The organism is Micromonospora sp. CNZ285, from assembly GCF_004637285.1.
In genome coordinates this window covers 6,045,781-6,060,879 of sequence record NZ_SPQD01000001.1, presented here as the reverse complement: position 1 = coordinate 6,060,879, position 15,099 = coordinate 6,045,781, and the positions used below count along the sequence as shown (strand labels likewise).

The following is a 15,099-nucleotide window of genomic DNA, read 5'->3' as shown; positions in this document are numbered from 1 at the left end:
CCGGTCCGGCGCGTCAGGTCCAGCGCAGGACGCCGCGCCGCCAGGCGTAGAGGATGCCGAGCGCGACGATCGCCACGAAGACGCCCATCTCCACGACTGTGGTGGCGCCGAAGCCGGGCCGGTCGAAGACCAGCGCCCACGGGAACAGGAACACCGCCTCGACCGCGAAGAGCACGTAGAGATACGCGTAGACGTAGTAGCGGATCTGCATCTGGGCCCAGTCGCCGCCGACCGGGTCGAGACCGCACTCGTACGAGGCCCGCTTGCCCCACGGCTCGGCCGGACGGCTCGGACGTAACACCCGGTTCGCCGAGAACGCCGTCACGAAGAAGAGCACGGCGGCGAGCAGCAGCAGACCGAGCGTGGCGTACGAGCCGAGATATCCGGTCACGACCGGAGCGTACCGGTCCCGTCCAGATGTCCCGGACACGTTACGAATTCGTTTCCTCGCAGGACTAGTGCTTGATGGCAAGTATCACCGAATAATGGGATCCCGTTGATCGTCCCGGAGGACAGATGGCCCGCCCCCGCGTTGCGCCCGTTCGGCGGGTCGCGCTCCGCCGTACCCTCGCGCTCCTGGCGCCCGCGCTCGTCGCGGCGCTGGTGGCGGTGGCGCCGGCCGGGGCCGTCGCCCATCCGGGACCGGCCGCCGCGCTCCGGGTGATCGAGCCCGTCGAGCCGGGTGGCGACCCCGGCGGCGAGCCGACCGAGCCCGCGCCCACCGGCGAGCCCACGGCCACGGCGACGGCCCCGCCGCCCACCGAGCCACCGCCGCCTCCGACCACGCCTCCGGCGCCGGTCACCACCTCGCCGGCCCCGCCGCCGACGAGCGCGCCCGCCGAACCGGCGCCGACCACCGCCGCGCCGGCCACCACGGCACCGGCACCCCCACCGGTCGCGCCGCCGGTCAAGACCCCGCCGCCACCGCCGGCGCAGCCGGCCGGCGGGCCCCTGGGGGTACGCGTGAGCACCGAGGACGTGGTCCTCCCGCCGGCTTATTGGAACGCCGACGCCACGGTGGCCACGCTGCGGGTGACGGTGGCCAACACGGGCGGACGGGCGGAGCGGATCAGCCTCGGCTACACGCTGCCGCCGGGGCTGACCGACGCGGGCACCCCGGGTTGCGAGCCGGCCGGCGACGGCAACCACCGCTGCGTCGGGTGGGACGCCGAGCCGGGTGCCCGGTTCAGCGCGACCATCCGGGTCCGGGTCGACGGCGACGCCTGGCGGACCATGCCGCTGGCCGGATCGGTCCAGGTCACCGCCGTCGCGCCCGGGGTGACCGGCGCGGCGTACGACGACGAGGGCTTCGCGGTGCTGTTCCCGCCCGGGCCGCCGGTGCCCGGCATCTCGCTGCGCGCCGAGGAGGTGCTGTTCGACATCAGCGGCGCCCCCAGCACGCTCACCGTCCGGCTGGGCAACACCGGCAAGGTCGACGCCGCGGGCCGGATCGAGGTGCTCCTGCCCGAGGGGGTGACAGTGGCCGGCACCGAGAGCGGCTGCGCCCCGGTGTCGGCCGACCGGACCCGCTGCGAGCTGGGCGCGCTGGCGGCCGGGCGGACCGCCACCGTACGGCTGACGCTCGCCGCCTCGGCGGAGGCGCAGCGGCGGGCGCCGCTGTCCGGCGCGGTGATCGGCCGGCTGGATCCGCGTAGCGGACGGGACCGGCAGGTGCAGATGAGTTTCCGGATCAGTGCCGCGGCGGCGGACGCCGTCCCGCCCGGCGGGGCGCCGGCTCCGACCGGTTCGCAGGGCGTGCTCGTCGCGGCCGGCGAACGGGACCGCGGCGACACCTCGGTCCGGGGGACCGCCATCGCGCTCATCGCCGTGTCCGGTCTCCTGGTCGTGCTCGCGCTGACGCTGGCGACCCGTTCGCTGCGCCGCCGCAGCGACATCACCGTCCCGGAGCGTCCGATCACCGACCGGTGATCATGGATATGTGGTGATCTGGGTTACGGGCCCAGGTACTAAACGCTGCAAAGCAGGGCATACAGCGGCCCGATCCAGTCCCATACGTCGGACCTCGACCAAGGTGGCCCTAACGTGGCGACGTAGGCTCTGACGTGAGAATCGGAGCGGGCCGGGCCGGCGAGGGCGACGGCGCTCAGTTAAGCGAGGTGCGGGTGTGACCAAGCAGATCCGTCAACTGGACCGGGTGGTCATCCGGTTCGCCGGTGACTCCGGCGACGGCATGCAGCTCACCGGCGACCGGTTCACCTCGGAGACGGCGCAACTGGGCAACGACATCTCCACGTTGCCCAACTTCCCCGCCGAGATCCGTGCTCCCGCCGGGACCCTGCCCGGCGTGTCGAGCTTCCAGGTGCACTTCGCCGACTACGACATCCTGACCCCGGGTGACGCGCCGAACGTGCTGGTGGCGATGAACCCGGCCGCGCTGAAGGCCAACCTGGCCGACCTGCCGCGCGGAGCCGACATCATCGTCAACACCGACGAGTTCACCCGGCGCAACCTGGCCAAGGTCGGCTACGCGGCCAGCCCGCTCGACGACGACTCGCTCGCCGGGTACGCGGTGCACCCGGTGGCGCTCACCTCGATGACGATCGGCGCGCTGGCCGAGCACGACGTGTCCAAGAAGGACGCCGAGCGGGCCAAGAACATGTTCGCGCTCGGGCTGCTGAGCTGGATGTACTCCCGCCCGTACGAGTCCACGCTGCGCTTCCTGGAGCGCAAGTTCGCGGCCCGCCCCGAGCTGGTGGCGGCGAACGTGGCAGCGTTCCGGGCCGGCTGGAACTTCGGCGAGACCACCGAGGACTTCTCCGTCCGGTACGAGGTCAAGCCGGCCAAGATGCTGCCGGGCACCTACCGGAACATCACCGGCAACGCGGCGCTGTCGCTGGGCCTGGTGGCCGCAGGCGTGCGCTCCGGGCTGCCGGTGTTCCTCGGCGCGTACCCGATCACGCCGGCCTCGGACATCCTGCACGAGCTGAGCAAGCACAAGAAGTTCGGCGTGGTCACCATGCAGGCCGAGGACGAGATCGCCGCGGTCGGTGCGGCGCTCGGCGCGTCGTACGGCGGCTCGCTCGGCGTGACCACCACGAGCGGTCCGGGCGTGGCGCTCAAGAGCGAGACGATCTCCCTGGCGGTGGCGCTGGAGCTGCCGCTGGTCATCGTCGACGTGCAGCGGGCCGGTCCGTCCACCGGCATGCCCACCAAGACCGAGCAGGCCGACCTGAACATGGCCCTGTACGGCCGGCACGGCGAGGCACCCGTTGCGGTGATCGCGCCGAAGTCGCCGTCGGACTGCTTCCACGCGGCGCTGGAGGCGGCCCGGATCGCGCTGACCTACCGCACCCCGGTGATCCTGCTGTCGGACAACTACGTCGCCAACGGCTCCGAGCCGTGGCTGCTGCCCGACGTCGAGTCGCTGCCCGACCTGCGGGTCGAGTTCGCCACGAAGCCCAACGGCGAGGACGGCACCACGTTCCTGCCGTACCTGCGGGATCCGCAGACGCTGGCCCGCCCGTGGGCGGTGCCCGGCACGGCCGGTCTGGAGCACCGGATCGGCGGTCTGGAGAAGGCCGACAAGACCGGCGACATCTCGTACGACCCGGCGAACCACGACTTCATGGTGCGGACCCGGGCGGCCCGCATCGAGACCATCCCGGTGCCGGACGTCGAGGTGGAGGACCCGGACGGCGACGCCCGGGTGCTGGTGCTGGGCTGGGGCTCGACGTACGGGCCGATCGGCGCCGCCTGCCGTGGCCTGCGCCAGCGCGGGCTCTCGGTGGCCCAGGCCCACCTGCGGCACCTGGCCCCGATGCCGGCGAACCTCGGCGAGGTGCTGAGCCGCTACGACAAGGTGGTCGTGCCGGAGATGAACCTCGGCCAGCTCGCCCACGTGGTCCGGGCGAAGTACCTGGTCGACGCGATCGGCTACAACCAGGTCCGCGGCCTGCCGTTCACCGCCGCCGAGCTGGAGACGATGCTGGAAGAGGTCCTGAAGAATGTCTGAGCCCGTCGCCCTGAAGCTCACCGCCAAGGACTTCAAGTCCGACCAGGAGGTGCGCTGGTGCCCCGGTTGCGGCGACTACGCCATCCTGGCGGCCGTGCAGGGCTTCATGCCGGAGCTGAACATCCCCCGGGAGAACATCGTCTTCGTCTCGGGCATCGGCTGCTCGTCGCGCTTCCCGTACTACATGAACACGTACGGCATGCATTCGATCCACGGCCGTGCCCCGGCGATCGCCACCGGCCTGTCGGTGTCCCGGCCGGACCTGTCGGTCTGGGTGGTCACCGGTGACGGGGACGCGCTCTCCATCGGCGGCAACCACCTGATCCACGCGCTGCGCCGCAACGTGAACCTCAAGATCCTGCTGTTCAACAACCGGATCTACGGGCTCACCAAGGGCCAGTACTCGCCCACCTCCGAGGTCGGCAAGATCACCAAGTCGACGCCTGTCGGCTCGGCGGACGCCCCGTTCAACCCGCTGTCACTGGCGCTCGGCGCCGAGGCCACGTTCGTGGCCCGGACGATCGACTCGGACCGCAAGCACCTCCAGTCGGTGCTGCGGGCCGCCGCCCAGCACGAGGGTTCGGCGTTCGTGGAGATCTACCAGAACTGCAACATCTTCAACGACGGCGCGTTCGACCCGCTGAAGGAGCCGGCCACCCGGGACGACTTCCTGATCCGGCTGGAGCACGGGCAGCCGATCACGTTCGGCAAGGACGGGCAGTTCTGCGTCGTCCACCCGCCCGGTGGCTTCGGGCTGGAGGTCCGGGAGACCGCGAACACGCCGGCCGAGGAGATCGTGGTGCACGACGCGGGCGTGGCCGACCCGGCGTACGCGTTCGCGCTGTCGCGTCTGCCCGGCCTGGACCTGAGCAACACCCCGATCGGGGTGTTCCGATCGGTCGGCCGCCCCTCCTACGACAGCGTGGTGCAGGAGCAGGTCGCGGCCGCCAAGGCCACCGTCGACAAGACCCCGGAGCAGCAGCTCGCCGCGCTGCTCGGCAGCGGCGACACCTGGACCATCCTCTGATCCGTCGCTGACACGTCACGCCGAAGGGCGGGCCGTTCCCCCGCGGAACGGCCCGCCCTTCGCGTGTGTGACAGCCCGGTCAGGCGGCCGCCGAGGCGGGCACCCACAGCTCGTCGACGGCCCGCTCGGCCGCGGCGAGGCTCTGCTCGAACAGCGGGATCAGCTCGGCCATCGCCGGGTTGACCGGGGCCAGGGTCAGCTCGGCGCAGATGAACCGCGGCTCCAGGCCGGTCAGGGACAGGCCGTGCGGCAGCCACGGCTCGGCGTGGTCCCAGCCCTCCCGCGGGGTGCCCGGGCCGTAGCCGCCGCCGCGGCTGACCAGGACGACGAACTGGCGGCCGCCGAGCAGCCCGGCGTTCGTGACCGGGTCGTACGCGATGCCGGGGGCGATCAGGTGGTCGACCCAGGACTTCACGCTGCTGGGCGGGCCGTAGTTGTAGAGCGGGAGCCCGAGCAGGACGGTGTCGGCCTGCTTCACCTCGGCCACCACCTCCTCGGTCAGCCGCCAGGACGCCTGCTGCTCGGGGGTGTGCTGATCCGGCGGCACCATGCGCGCGAGGCCGCTATCGGTGTTCAGGTGCGGCAGCGGGTTCTGACCCAGGTCGCGGTAGGTGACGGTGCCGTCCGGGTGGGCGGCGCGCCAGGCGGCGGCGGCGCGCGCGGTGAGCCGCCGGCTGACCGACCGCTCCCCGGTGATGCTCGAGTCGATGTGCAACAGGTGAGCCATTTCTTCCTCCTCCATCGATCGTTCGTGTAGGACCAACTATTTATAGCAGGTCGATGTTCCCTGGGCCGCGTAAACTGGGTCACATGTCCGCCGCACCGGTCGAGGAGTCCGAGCGCCGCTCCGGGCCCCTGCTCGACCACCTGGCCCGGCGGATGCGGCTGCGCTCGGAGTCGGTACTCGCCCCGCTGGGCCTGCGCCCCCGCCACCTGGTGGCGCTCACCGTGCTGCGCGACGCCGGCGGAATCAGCCAGCAGGCGCTCGCCGGCACGCTCCAGATCGACAGCACGAACGTGGTCGGGCTGCTCAACGACCTGGAGGCGGACGGCCTGGCCGAGCGCCGCCGCTCCCCGGAGGACCGCCGCCGGCACGAGGTACGCCTCACCGAGGCGGGCACGAAGCGGCTGCGCGAGGCGGAGTGCGCGCTCGCCGGGGCGGAGGAGGAAGTCCTCGGCGCGCTGGCGCCGGGCGAGCGGGACCTGCTCTACGACCTGCTGCGACGGGCCACCCAGGGCCGGTCGTCGACCTGCGGCGAAGTGATCGCGGAGGGCGGCCCGGGCGCCTGCTGACCGCGGGCGCTCAGCAGGGCCGGGTCAGATCGCGGTGGTGGCCTGCGGCCGGTCGTCCCGGACGTGGACGAGCATGTCGCCGGTCTCGATCACCGAGGCGGCACGGTCGTTGAGTGTGACCACCTTGCCCCGGCGGACCAGCGCGATGACCAGCGCCTCCAGCTCGCGCGGCGAACGGCCCACCTCGCTGCGCTCGGCCGACCGCATGGCCAGCGCCATGCCCTGACCCGGGGTGAGCAGGTCCTCCACCACGTCGATCAGGGGCGGGGCCGAGGTCGACAGGCCGAGCAGCCGCCCGGCCGTGGCCGACGAGACGATCACGTGGTGCGCCCCGCTCTGCTTGAGCAGCGGCGCGTTCTCCGCCTCCCGGACCGCCGCGATGATGCGTACCTGACCGGCGGTGAGCTGCCGGACCGTGAGCGCCACCAGCACCGAGGCGTCGTCGCTGTCGGTCGCGATGATGACCGACTTCGCGGTACGCACGTGCGCCTGCTCCAGCACCGACGATCGGGTCGCCGAGCCCTCGATAGTCACCAGCCCGTTGGAGGTGGCCTGCCGCAGCGCCGGCCCGCTCCGCTCGACCACCACGATCTTGGACTTGTCCGTGCCGTTCTCCAGCAGGGCGGAGACCGCGCTGCGGCCCTTGGTGCCGTAGCCGCAGATGATGACGTGGTCCTTCACGGTTCTCCTCCACCGCGACAGGCGACGGCCGGTGCGGTACTGCTCGGTCAGGACTTCCAGGGTGGTGCCGACCAGGATGATCAGGAACAGCACCCGGGCGGGGGTGATGAACAGGACGTTCGCCAGCCGCGCCGACGAACTGACCGGGGTGATGTCGCCGTACCCGGTGGTGGAGAGCGAGACCACCACGTAGTAGAAGCAGTCGAGCAGGGTCAGGCCGCTCTCGTCCACGTCGCGGTAGCCGTCGCGGTCCAGCCAGACCACGAAGACCGTGGCGAAGACCAGGCCGAGGGCGGCGAGCAGGCGCAGACTCAGCGCGCTCAGCGGCCCCCGCCGTTGCGCGGGAAAATGGATCACCGTCGGTCCTGCTCCGCCACCTGCACGCCCACAAGATAACGGGTACGCGGGGATCCGGCCCGCCGGGTGACGATCGGAACCCGCCGGGGCCGCTGCCGGCGATGTGGACAGGGCATGATGGGGATGTCGGGACGGCGACCGCGAGGAGGCCGGCATGTCGTTGCTGCGACGCGTGATCGGCGGGGTGCTCCGGCGCATCCGCCTGCGCCAGGGCCGCACGCTGCGCGAGGTGGCCCAGGCCGCCGGCGTCTCCCTGCCCTATCTCTCCGAGGTCGAACGCGGCCGCAAGGAGGCATCCTCCGAGGTGCTGGCCGCGATCTGCCGCGCGCTCGGCATCCACCTCGCCGACCTGCTCGAAGAGGCCCGCGACGAGCTGCGCCGGGAGCGTCCGACCCCGGTCGGCCCCGGGATCTCGGCGGCCCGCTTCGACCGGGTGCCGACCGCCCGCACCGGGCCACAGCTGCGGGTCGGCCCGCCCCGGCTGTCCGTCACGCGCCGCCCGGCCGTGTCGCCCCGCCCGCCCGTGACCCGCCGGCCCGCCGTCTCGCTCCGGCCGCACGTCGCCCGCCGCCCGGTCACCGCCACGCCGCTGCTCGGCGGCGCGCTGCGGCCCTTCGGCCTGGTGCCGGCACCGCTCGGTGCGCCCCTCGACGCCGCCACGCCGATCGGGTTCGCCGGCGGCATCCGGATCTGGCCGGCTCCCTCCGCCCCGGCCGTCCGCCCCCGTCCGCGTACCTCCGTCACTGTCGCCCGGCGGCGAGCCCGCGCCGGCCGGCGGCGGCCGGTCGCCGCGTAGCTTCTGCCCAGGGCGAATCTGCCGCCGGCAGAAAGCCTGGGCCGCACGGGTGCGCCCGGCGGACGCTGGAGACCGCCGGGTTCCCGGGCGGTCCCCCGCCCACCGGCGTACGGAGGTGGGCGGCGATGGGTGGCATCTGGATGCTCGACGAGGGGCAGCCGGCGTTCGGCGACCGGGTCTTCGAACGGCTGCTGAAGGAGCGGATCATCTTCCTCGGCACCGAGGTCACCGACGCGTCGGCCAACCAGATCTGCGCGCAGATCCTGCTCCTCGCGGCCGAGGACGCGGAGCGCGACATCTTCCTCTACATCAACTCGCCGGGCGGCTCGGTCAGCGCCGGCATGGCCGTCTACGACACCATGCGGTACGTCAAGAACGACGTGGCGACGCTGGCACTCGGGATGGCCGGCTCGATGGGGCAGTTCCTGCTCTGCGCCGGGGCGGCGGGCAAACGGTTCGCGCTGCCGCACTCGCGGATCATGATGCACCAGCCCTCCGGCGGGATGGGCGGCACCGCCGCGGACATCACCATCCAGGCCGAGAACATGCTGCACGTGAAGCGCACCATGCAGGAGCTGATCGCCCAGCACAGCGGGCGCACGCTGGAGGAGATCCAGCGCGACTGGGACCGCGACCGCTGGTTCACCGCCGAGCAGGCCCGCGAGTACGGCCTCGTCGACCAGGTACTCACCCGCGTCGACCAGCTCGCGGCGTGAGCGGGCGCGGCCCGGCCGGTCCCGCACCGGCCGGGCCGCGCCTCGCGGTCAGGGGTAGCTGATCACCGGGCTGGTGCCGTACGAGCCGACGACAGGGGTGCCGATCTCGTTGATCGTGCGCTCGATGCCGCCGCTGCCGTCCAGGAACACGGTGATCGCGTCGTGGAACCGCACCCCGGCCCGGCGCGGCGCCTCGATCGCCCGGTCGCATCGGATGTCGACGCCCTGGTTGAAGTACGAGTACACGCCCAGTCCCCACGCCTCGTGCGTGCGGACGTGGTCGGCCACCTTGTACGAGGCCCAGCCGTTGCCGGTCGGGCTGCGCCAGGCCGCCTGGCTCGGCGGGTCGTAGGGCAGCTCGCTCTGGTAGAACACGGTCCGGCCGCGCTCGCCGTTCCAGATCGTCTGCCAGCGCTGGTAGTGCTCGACGAACAGCCCGTAGGCGGTCACGTCGTCGCCGTTGACGATCACGCCGGTGGCGGCGGTGTTCACGGTCCAGCCGATGGTGCCGGCCCGGCCGTGGTCGCCGCGCCAGGCCCAGATGTTGTCGATGAGCGTGTGCCGGCTGTGCACCACCAGGCTGGTCACCGCCCGCCCGGCGTAAGGGCCGCCGATGCGGAAGAAGACGTCCTGGAGCGAGATCGGGTTCGTGGCGTGCGACCGGTGGCAGTGCCGCGTGCCGACCTCGACCAGCACCGGCGACTCGACCGGCCCGGCGTCCACGAGCACCCCGGCGATGCGGACCCCGTCCACGTCCTCGATCCGCAGCGCCGCGTCCCCGCGGTCCGGCACCAGGCTCGGCATGCCGAGGCCGAGCACGACGGTGTCCGGTCGGCGTACCCGCAGGGCCCGGTCCAGGTGGTAGACGCCGGGGGTGAGCAGCAGGTGCCGGCCCCGGGCCAGTTCGGCGTTGATGCGCTTGGCCGAGTCGGTGGGCCGGGCCAGGTAGAACGCGGACAGCGGCAGCGACGGCACCGGCGCGCCACCGGTGGCCCAGGTGGTGCCGGCGGTGTCGTGGCGCAGGCGCGGTACGGCGACCCGCCAGGCGCCCTTGGCGTCGACGAACAGGTACGGCTTCTCCCGGGTGACCGGGCTGGTCGGCAGCGTGGTGTACGGCGGGTCGGGGAAACCCTGCGCGGGTGCGCCGATCACGCCGGAGAAGACCTGGTTCCACACGCCGTTCGTCCACTCGCCGCCGAGTTCGCTGTCGCGGGTGAGCCACTGCTGCTGGGAACCGTTGATGGTGATGCCGTCCACCTTGGAGTCGGCGATGTAGCCGCCGCTGGAGTAGCCGCCGTTGCCGGGTTCCAGCCACAGCACGCCCTTGACGTGCACCCGCCGCATCGGTGACGCCTGCGAGACGGCCCATTGGTTCGACCAGTCCGTCGGGGTGACAGCGAGGTTCTCCGCCGAACGCCAGAAGTTGGTGAGCGCGGAGATGCCGGCGGGCGAGTTCGGATCCGGCTGCCCGACCACCCGGACCGCGCCATGGATCTCCACGTCGTCCGGGTGGGCGCCGAGACCGGCGACAGTCGTGTAGTAGCCGAGCCGAGCGTCCACCTCGTAGCGGCCGGGCTTGAACAGCACGGCGTACCTGTCGAAGCCCATCTCGTTGCGTTCCTGGGCGGTGAACAGCCGGTCCAGCGTGGACTGGATCTCCTCGACCGGCGTGCTGGGGTCGTACACGAAGACGTTCGGGCCGAAGTCGGGCTCGCGGGCGGGTCGCGCGGCCGGCGATGCGGCCGGGGACGCGGCGGCGGCGCCGGCCGGGAGGCCGAGGGCGGTGAGCGAGGCCGCGGAGGCGGTGAGCGTGAGGAAACGGCGGCGGGAGGGGTCGGGTGATCGCATCTGCCTGCCTGTTCGGTGATGGGACGGGAGAGCGCTCTCCCGGCTGTTCCTACCTCATCACCGTCGATACCGCCAGAGCCCGCCGGTTCCGGAACCGGCGGGCTCTGGGTCGGGCTGTGCTCAGGCGCGCTCGGCGCGCTGCTTCACCAGGTCGTCGACGAGCTTCTCGACGTAGTCGGCCGTCTCCTCCCAGCGGGTGACAGCGACGCAGCGGATGCCCATCGCCTTGACCGGGTAGTCGTTGCCGCCCACGTCCAGGCGGTCACCCACGAAGAGCACGTTGTCGATCTTGAGGTCCAGGTGTTCCAGCAGCTTCCGCATGCCATACGCCTTGTCCACGCCCTTGCGGGTGACGTCGATCGAGGTCGAGCCGCCGCCACGCACCTCCAGGTCGGGCAGCTTCGCCGCGACCGCGTCCCGCAGCCGGCGCTTCTTGTCGCCGTCCGGGTCCCAGCCGTACTTCTCGGCCGGCGGCGCGGACTGCCCCAGCGCCGAGAACGTGATCTGGCTACCACGGTCCTCGATGATGTCGCCCCAGGTCTTCGCCTCCCACAGGCCCAGCGCCTGCGCCGACTCGGTGAGCGCGGCGACCACACGGGCCTTGTCGGCCTCGGTCAGATCCTCCGCGTAGACCTGCCGCCAGTCCCCGTCGGACCAGCGGTAGTAGCGGGTGCCGCAGGTCGGCATCAGGTGCAGCCGGTCACGCTGCTCCTCGGTGAGGTCGAGGTGGGCGAGCACCTGCGACTGGAACTGCTCGAACCGGCCACCGGAGATGACCAGCACGTCCACCTCGGTGAGCAGGTGGCCGAGCAACTCCGCCATCCGACGATCGATCTGGGACTTGGAAATCGCCAGGGTGTCGTCGAGATCGAACGCCACCACTCGAAGATCGTTCACGAATACCTCATGTCGTCGCGGACAGGCCAGGACCTGCCAGGGTACCGACGGGTCCTGGCACCGGCCTGAGGGCCCGGCGGGTGACACGTCCCCTCGACGGAGCGTAACCCGGCGGGTCTCCGGGCGGCCCCGCTTCCCGCTCCCGGCGTCAGCGCTCCCCCGTTGACGGGATCGTCGACCGTCGATAGCGTTCGCTTGATAATTACTTTCATCGATGGAGGTGTGCCGGTGAGATTCCTTCGAACGCGCGGAGGGCTCGTCACCCTCGCCGCGACCGCCCTGGTAGCCACCACGGTGACGATCGCGCCGGTCGCCGCCGCGCCCGCCGACGACATGTCCACGCTGGCGAGCTCGTCCACGTTCCCGCTGGCCGACCCGGACACCCTGCTGGCGAAGGACGGCTCCTACGTCACCTACGGCACCACAGTCGGCGCCGGGACCGGCGCGCGATGTGGCGCGATCGGCAGGCTGTACGTACCAGTCCTGGTCCACGGCTCCAGCAACAGCGTCGGCATGGCCGACTGCGCCTCGCACGACGCGCTGCCGTCCGGCCCGGGCGCCTGGGCCGAACCCGGCGGCGCGATCTGGGCACCGGGCGTCGCCCGCTTCGACGGCCGGTTCTTCATGTTCTACACCGCCTCCCGCAAGGGCTCCGGCCAGAAGTGCATCGGCCGGGCCGTCTCCGACAGCGCCCGCGGTCCGTTCCAGAACCAGGGCGAGTGGGCCTGCCCGGACGCCGGCCGCTGGGCACTCGACGCGAACCCGTTCGTGGCCGGCGGGAACCTGTACGTCACCTACCGGGACGACGCCATCGCCTCCGGCGCCGAGACCGGCATCTCCACCGTCCGCACCGACGGCGAGGGCCGCGCGATCTGGGACACCCGCCGGGACATGCTCAAGAGCACCGACATCACCTGGGACACCGCCAAGACCAGCGGCGGTACGCACGTGGTGGAGAACCCGTCGATGTGGAAGGCCGCCGACGGCGACTGGTACCTCATGTACTCGGGCAACAACTGGGACAGCGCCCGCTACGCCACAGGCATCGCCCGCTGCGGCGCCAGTCCCCTGTCCGGCTCCCGGTGCACTCCCATCCGCGAAGGCGTGTCCCGGCCCTTCTTCGGCTACACCGGCAGCGCCGGACTCAACCCGATCAGCGGCCTGCCCGGCAACCACCAGGGCCCCGGCGGGATGGACGTCTTCGCCGCCGCCGACGGAAGCGAGCGCGTGGTGTGGCACTGGTGGAACGGCTCCACCCGCTTCCCGATGACCGGCGTCCTGACCCGCCCCTCCACCGGTTTCCTCGTCTCGTAGCCGGCACGCCGGGGGTCAGGCCCGGACCCGCGGCCTGGCGCGCCTGACGACACGACTACTCACCATGTGCTTTTGCGTGGTCACGCTGGGTTGAACTGCTTCACGGAAAATTGCATTTGGCAAGAGATGGCACCGAAATTTTCTCGATGCGATGCATCTGCTTGTCAGGTACCCGACAGTGAATTGCCCACTCTTGTGCTAGCTGTCCGCCGGGAGCATGCTCGAACGGTCGAACGGTACTGCGCCGCCTCACACAGAGGGCGGCGCCCGGCTGCCACCGGACGCCGCATTCGACTCCACCGCTGCAACGGAAGGAGTCACGTTGACTGTAATCCCTCACGGGTCAGACTTCGAGACACCAGAGGACGAGGACGAAACCGTTGCCGAGCCGACCGACCGGCACCGGCTCATCCTGGCGTACATCAAGACGCTCAGTCCGATCATCGCCGCCGTCGTCGCCTGCATCGGGACGCTGGTGGCAGCGCTGGTCCGCTGACCCGCCGGCCCCGCGCTCCGGCTCCGGCCGGACGCGGGGCCGTCCCGTCCGGAAAGGGCTGGCCGGACGCGGGGCCGTCCGGCGTTGAAAGGTCTGGCACACTGCGGCGATGCCGACGTTTGATCGACTCTTCGCCGAACATGTCGGCACCGGCCTGGCCCGCCAGATGGCGCTGGCCGACCTGCTCGGCGAGCGTGACTGGCAACTCGACGTGCCCGACGGCATCGCGACGTTCGGGACCGACCTGCGGTACCGCGTCCAGCTCCTCGGCACCGAGAGCCACGACGACGGCACCTGGCTCTGGGCCTGGGCCAACGAGGCCAGCAACCTCCCGCCGTCGGTGCTGCATCTGGCCGGCTGGCTTCGCGAGTACGGGCACCGCCAAGGGGTCGCCGAACTCACCGAACCCACGTTCCCGCTCCAGCGCGCCGACGGACACCGCCTCGCCCTGCTGGCGTCCGGCCTGACCGGCCGCTGCTACTACCGCGGGCCGTACGACGGCGGCGCCGTCTTCTTCCACCTCGACGACGCCCCGCCGCAGATCACCGCGCCGGTCCGCCCGGAGCGGGCGCTGACCGTCCTGACTCAGGTCCTTCAGTCCTTCCCGGTGGAGCACCGCGTCGCCGTCGAGTCGTTCCTGCACCAGCAGGGGTGGCGGCTGGATCGGGCGCCCATGTCGGTGACGGCGCAGGATCGGGGCGGATCGGTCCTGCGTGTCGACTTCGACGCGATGGGTCGGGTCAGCAACCTGTCGGGAACGGTCAGCCCGTAGGCGGAATGTGGTGCCCCCGGCGGGTCCCGTCAAACATGGGAACGCGCTGGCGTTGATCATGACGCCGCCATCATCAGCGGAACATGGCAGTTGGGCTGACCATTGCCCCGGCTCCCGGCGCGCACGTGGCATCAACGCTGGATTCCAAATGATCAAGGGGAGCAGTTGGTGAACGCCCTCGGCGGGATACATCCCAAAACTGTGCCCCATCGGGTTACCTGGCCATAGCGGCTGACCTGCCCATCGGCGAACGTGTGCGGGTGAGCCACATCGGCCGGAATCGTCGACGTCCGGGGCGTCTGGCCGATGAGCGCGCACCCGGCAGGGGCAACGGCACCTCCCCGCCAGGCTCACTACGAGCCGACGAGGCCGGTAGGTCCCGGGAGCCTCGTCCGCGCGGCGGCAGTGCGTTACGCCTGTGGCTGGATGAAGAGTGGTCGGCGGAAAGGCGCCTCTTCGGGATCGGCGTGAAGGTGCCGACGCCAACCGAGAGATGACCAGAAGCCGTCGGCGCCCTCGGAGAAGGCCACGAGCCGACGGTCTGGGTAGCGGTTGTGGAGGAGGTCGATGACAGCGTGGCCGATGCCGCGGCCGCGGTGATCGTCGTGCACCTCAATGAACTGGATCTCGAGTGCGGTGGCTCCAAGTGGCGGAACGTCGGCGTAGTGATCGATTGTTCCGACCTCGTTGTCCAGATGAACCCGGGCGACCTCGTTGTTGTTCTCTAGGACTCGTAGAAAGATGCTCTTGGAATGGGGATAGACGGGGCCGTCGTACCACCATTGGTTGTTGAATCCGAGGCCTGCTTCCTCGTACGTGAACGGGAACCAAAACCGCTCGCCCACTGGACGATCGAGTTCAACCAAGGTGAGGCTCATACCGTGATTCTGCATCAGGAAGAGCTGCCGATGCTCAGGTAGGGAGCCGTA

Annotated in this window: 15 protein-coding genes; 9 read left to right on the top strand and 6 right to left on the bottom strand. The window is 71.2% G+C overall.

Annotated features, from left to right (window positions below; genetic code table 11):
* Positions 1-13: 13 nt before the first annotated feature.
* Entirely contained in the window at positions 14-391 is a 378-nt protein-coding gene (locus CLT75_RS28000) for an NADH-quinone oxidoreductase subunit A (protein ID WP_030273665.1), read from the bottom strand.
* Between the two features lie 125 nt (positions 392-516).
* On the opposite strand from CLT75_RS28000, the gene CLT75_RS27990 reads away from it, so the two are divergent.
* From CLT75_RS27990 to CLT75_RS27980, 3 genes are all read left to right on the top strand, one after another.
* Complete coding sequence (locus CLT75_RS27990) at positions 517-1,929, top strand: hypothetical protein (protein WP_167796856.1); 1,413 nt, start codon at positions 517-519, stop codon at positions 1,927-1,929.
* 196 nt (positions 1,930-2,125) lie between these two features.
* Positions 2,126-3,973 carry a 2-oxoacid:acceptor oxidoreductase subunit alpha gene (locus CLT75_RS27985; RefSeq protein WP_135243169.1) on the top strand — a complete coding sequence of 616 codons (1,848 nt, stop codon included), beginning with the start codon at positions 2,126-2,128 and terminating at the stop codon, positions 3,971-3,973.
* Positions 3,966-5,000, top strand: a complete 1,035-nt coding sequence (locus CLT75_RS27980) for a 2-oxoacid:ferredoxin oxidoreductase subunit beta (RefSeq protein ID WP_135243168.1) — start codon at positions 3,966-3,968, stop codon at positions 4,998-5,000. The genes CLT75_RS27985 and CLT75_RS27980 overlap by 8 nt, the downstream gene beginning before the upstream one ends.
* Positions 5,001-5,079: 79 nt before the next feature.
* On the opposite strand, the gene CLT75_RS27975 is transcribed toward CLT75_RS27980, so the two are convergent.
* Positions 5,080-5,727: an NAD(P)H-dependent oxidoreductase gene (locus CLT75_RS27975; RefSeq protein ID WP_135243167.1), complete on the bottom strand. Its 648-nt coding sequence runs from the start codon at positions 5,725-5,727 to the stop codon at positions 5,080-5,082.
* 83 nt (positions 5,728-5,810) lie between these two features.
* Here CLT75_RS27975 and CLT75_RS27970 point away from each other — a divergent pair, with 83 nt between their 5' ends.
* Positions 5,811-6,293 (top strand): MarR family winged helix-turn-helix transcriptional regulator, encoded by a 483-nt coding sequence (locus CLT75_RS27970; RefSeq protein WP_174361689.1) that lies wholly within the window; start codon positions 5,811-5,813, stop codon positions 6,291-6,293.
* A gap of 24 nt (positions 6,294-6,317) precedes the next feature.
* Here CLT75_RS27970 and CLT75_RS27965 read toward each other — a convergent pair whose 3' ends face one another.
* On the bottom strand, positions 6,318-7,331 hold the full coding sequence (locus tag CLT75_RS27965) for a potassium channel family protein (protein WP_135243166.1): 1,014 nt from the start codon (positions 7,329-7,331) through the stop codon (positions 6,318-6,320).
* Positions 7,332-7,485: 154 nt separating this feature from the next.
* Between CLT75_RS27965 and CLT75_RS27960 the strand changes: the two genes are divergently transcribed.
* Both CLT75_RS27960 and CLT75_RS27955 read left to right on the top strand, forming a co-directional pair.
* Positions 7,486-8,127, top strand: coding sequence for a helix-turn-helix domain-containing protein (locus CLT75_RS27960; RefSeq protein WP_135243165.1), 642 nt, complete (start codon positions 7,486-7,488; stop codon positions 8,125-8,127).
* 125 nt (positions 8,128-8,252) lie between these two features.
* On the top strand, positions 8,253-8,843 hold the full coding sequence (locus tag CLT75_RS27955; RefSeq protein WP_013283850.1) for an ATP-dependent Clp protease proteolytic subunit: 591 nt from the start codon (positions 8,253-8,255) through the stop codon (positions 8,841-8,843).
* Positions 8,844-8,891: 48 nt separating this feature from the next.
* On the opposite strand, the gene CLT75_RS27950 is transcribed toward CLT75_RS27955, so the two are convergent.
* Both CLT75_RS27950 and CLT75_RS27945 read right to left on the bottom strand, forming a co-directional pair.
* Complete coding sequence (locus CLT75_RS27950; protein ID WP_135243164.1) at positions 8,892-10,691, bottom strand: adenylyl cyclase; 1,800 nt, start codon at positions 10,689-10,691, stop codon at positions 8,892-8,894.
* 120 nt (positions 10,692-10,811) lie between these two features.
* Complete coding sequence (locus CLT75_RS27945) at positions 10,812-11,588, bottom strand: HAD-IIB family hydrolase (RefSeq protein WP_013283848.1); 777 nt, start codon at positions 11,586-11,588, stop codon at positions 10,812-10,814.
* Between the two features lie 228 nt (positions 11,589-11,816).
* On the opposite strand from CLT75_RS27945, the gene CLT75_RS27940 reads away from it, so the two are divergent.
* The 3 genes from CLT75_RS27940 (at position 11,817) to CLT75_RS27935 (ending at position 14,170) form a co-directional block, all read left to right on the top strand.
* Positions 11,817-12,902, top strand: coding sequence for a glycoside hydrolase family protein (locus tag CLT75_RS27940; RefSeq protein ID WP_486485287.1), 1,086 nt, complete (start codon positions 11,817-11,819; stop codon positions 12,900-12,902).
* Between the two features lie 322 nt (positions 12,903-13,224).
* Entirely contained in the window at positions 13,225-13,398 is a 174-nt protein-coding gene (locus CLT75_RS32820) for a hypothetical protein (protein ID WP_013283846.1), read from the top strand.
* Between the two features lie 109 nt (positions 13,399-13,507).
* Entirely contained in the window at positions 13,508-14,170 is a 663-nt protein-coding gene (locus CLT75_RS27935) for a DUF6882 domain-containing protein (RefSeq protein WP_135243163.1), read from the top strand.
* 410 nt (positions 14,171-14,580) lie between these two features.
* On the opposite strand, the gene CLT75_RS27930 is transcribed toward CLT75_RS27935, so the two are convergent.
* Positions 14,581-15,048: an N-acetyltransferase gene (locus CLT75_RS27930; RefSeq protein WP_135243162.1), complete on the bottom strand. Its 468-nt coding sequence runs from the start codon at positions 15,046-15,048 to the stop codon at positions 14,581-14,583.
* Between the last annotated feature and the right edge of the window lie 51 nt (positions 15,049-15,099).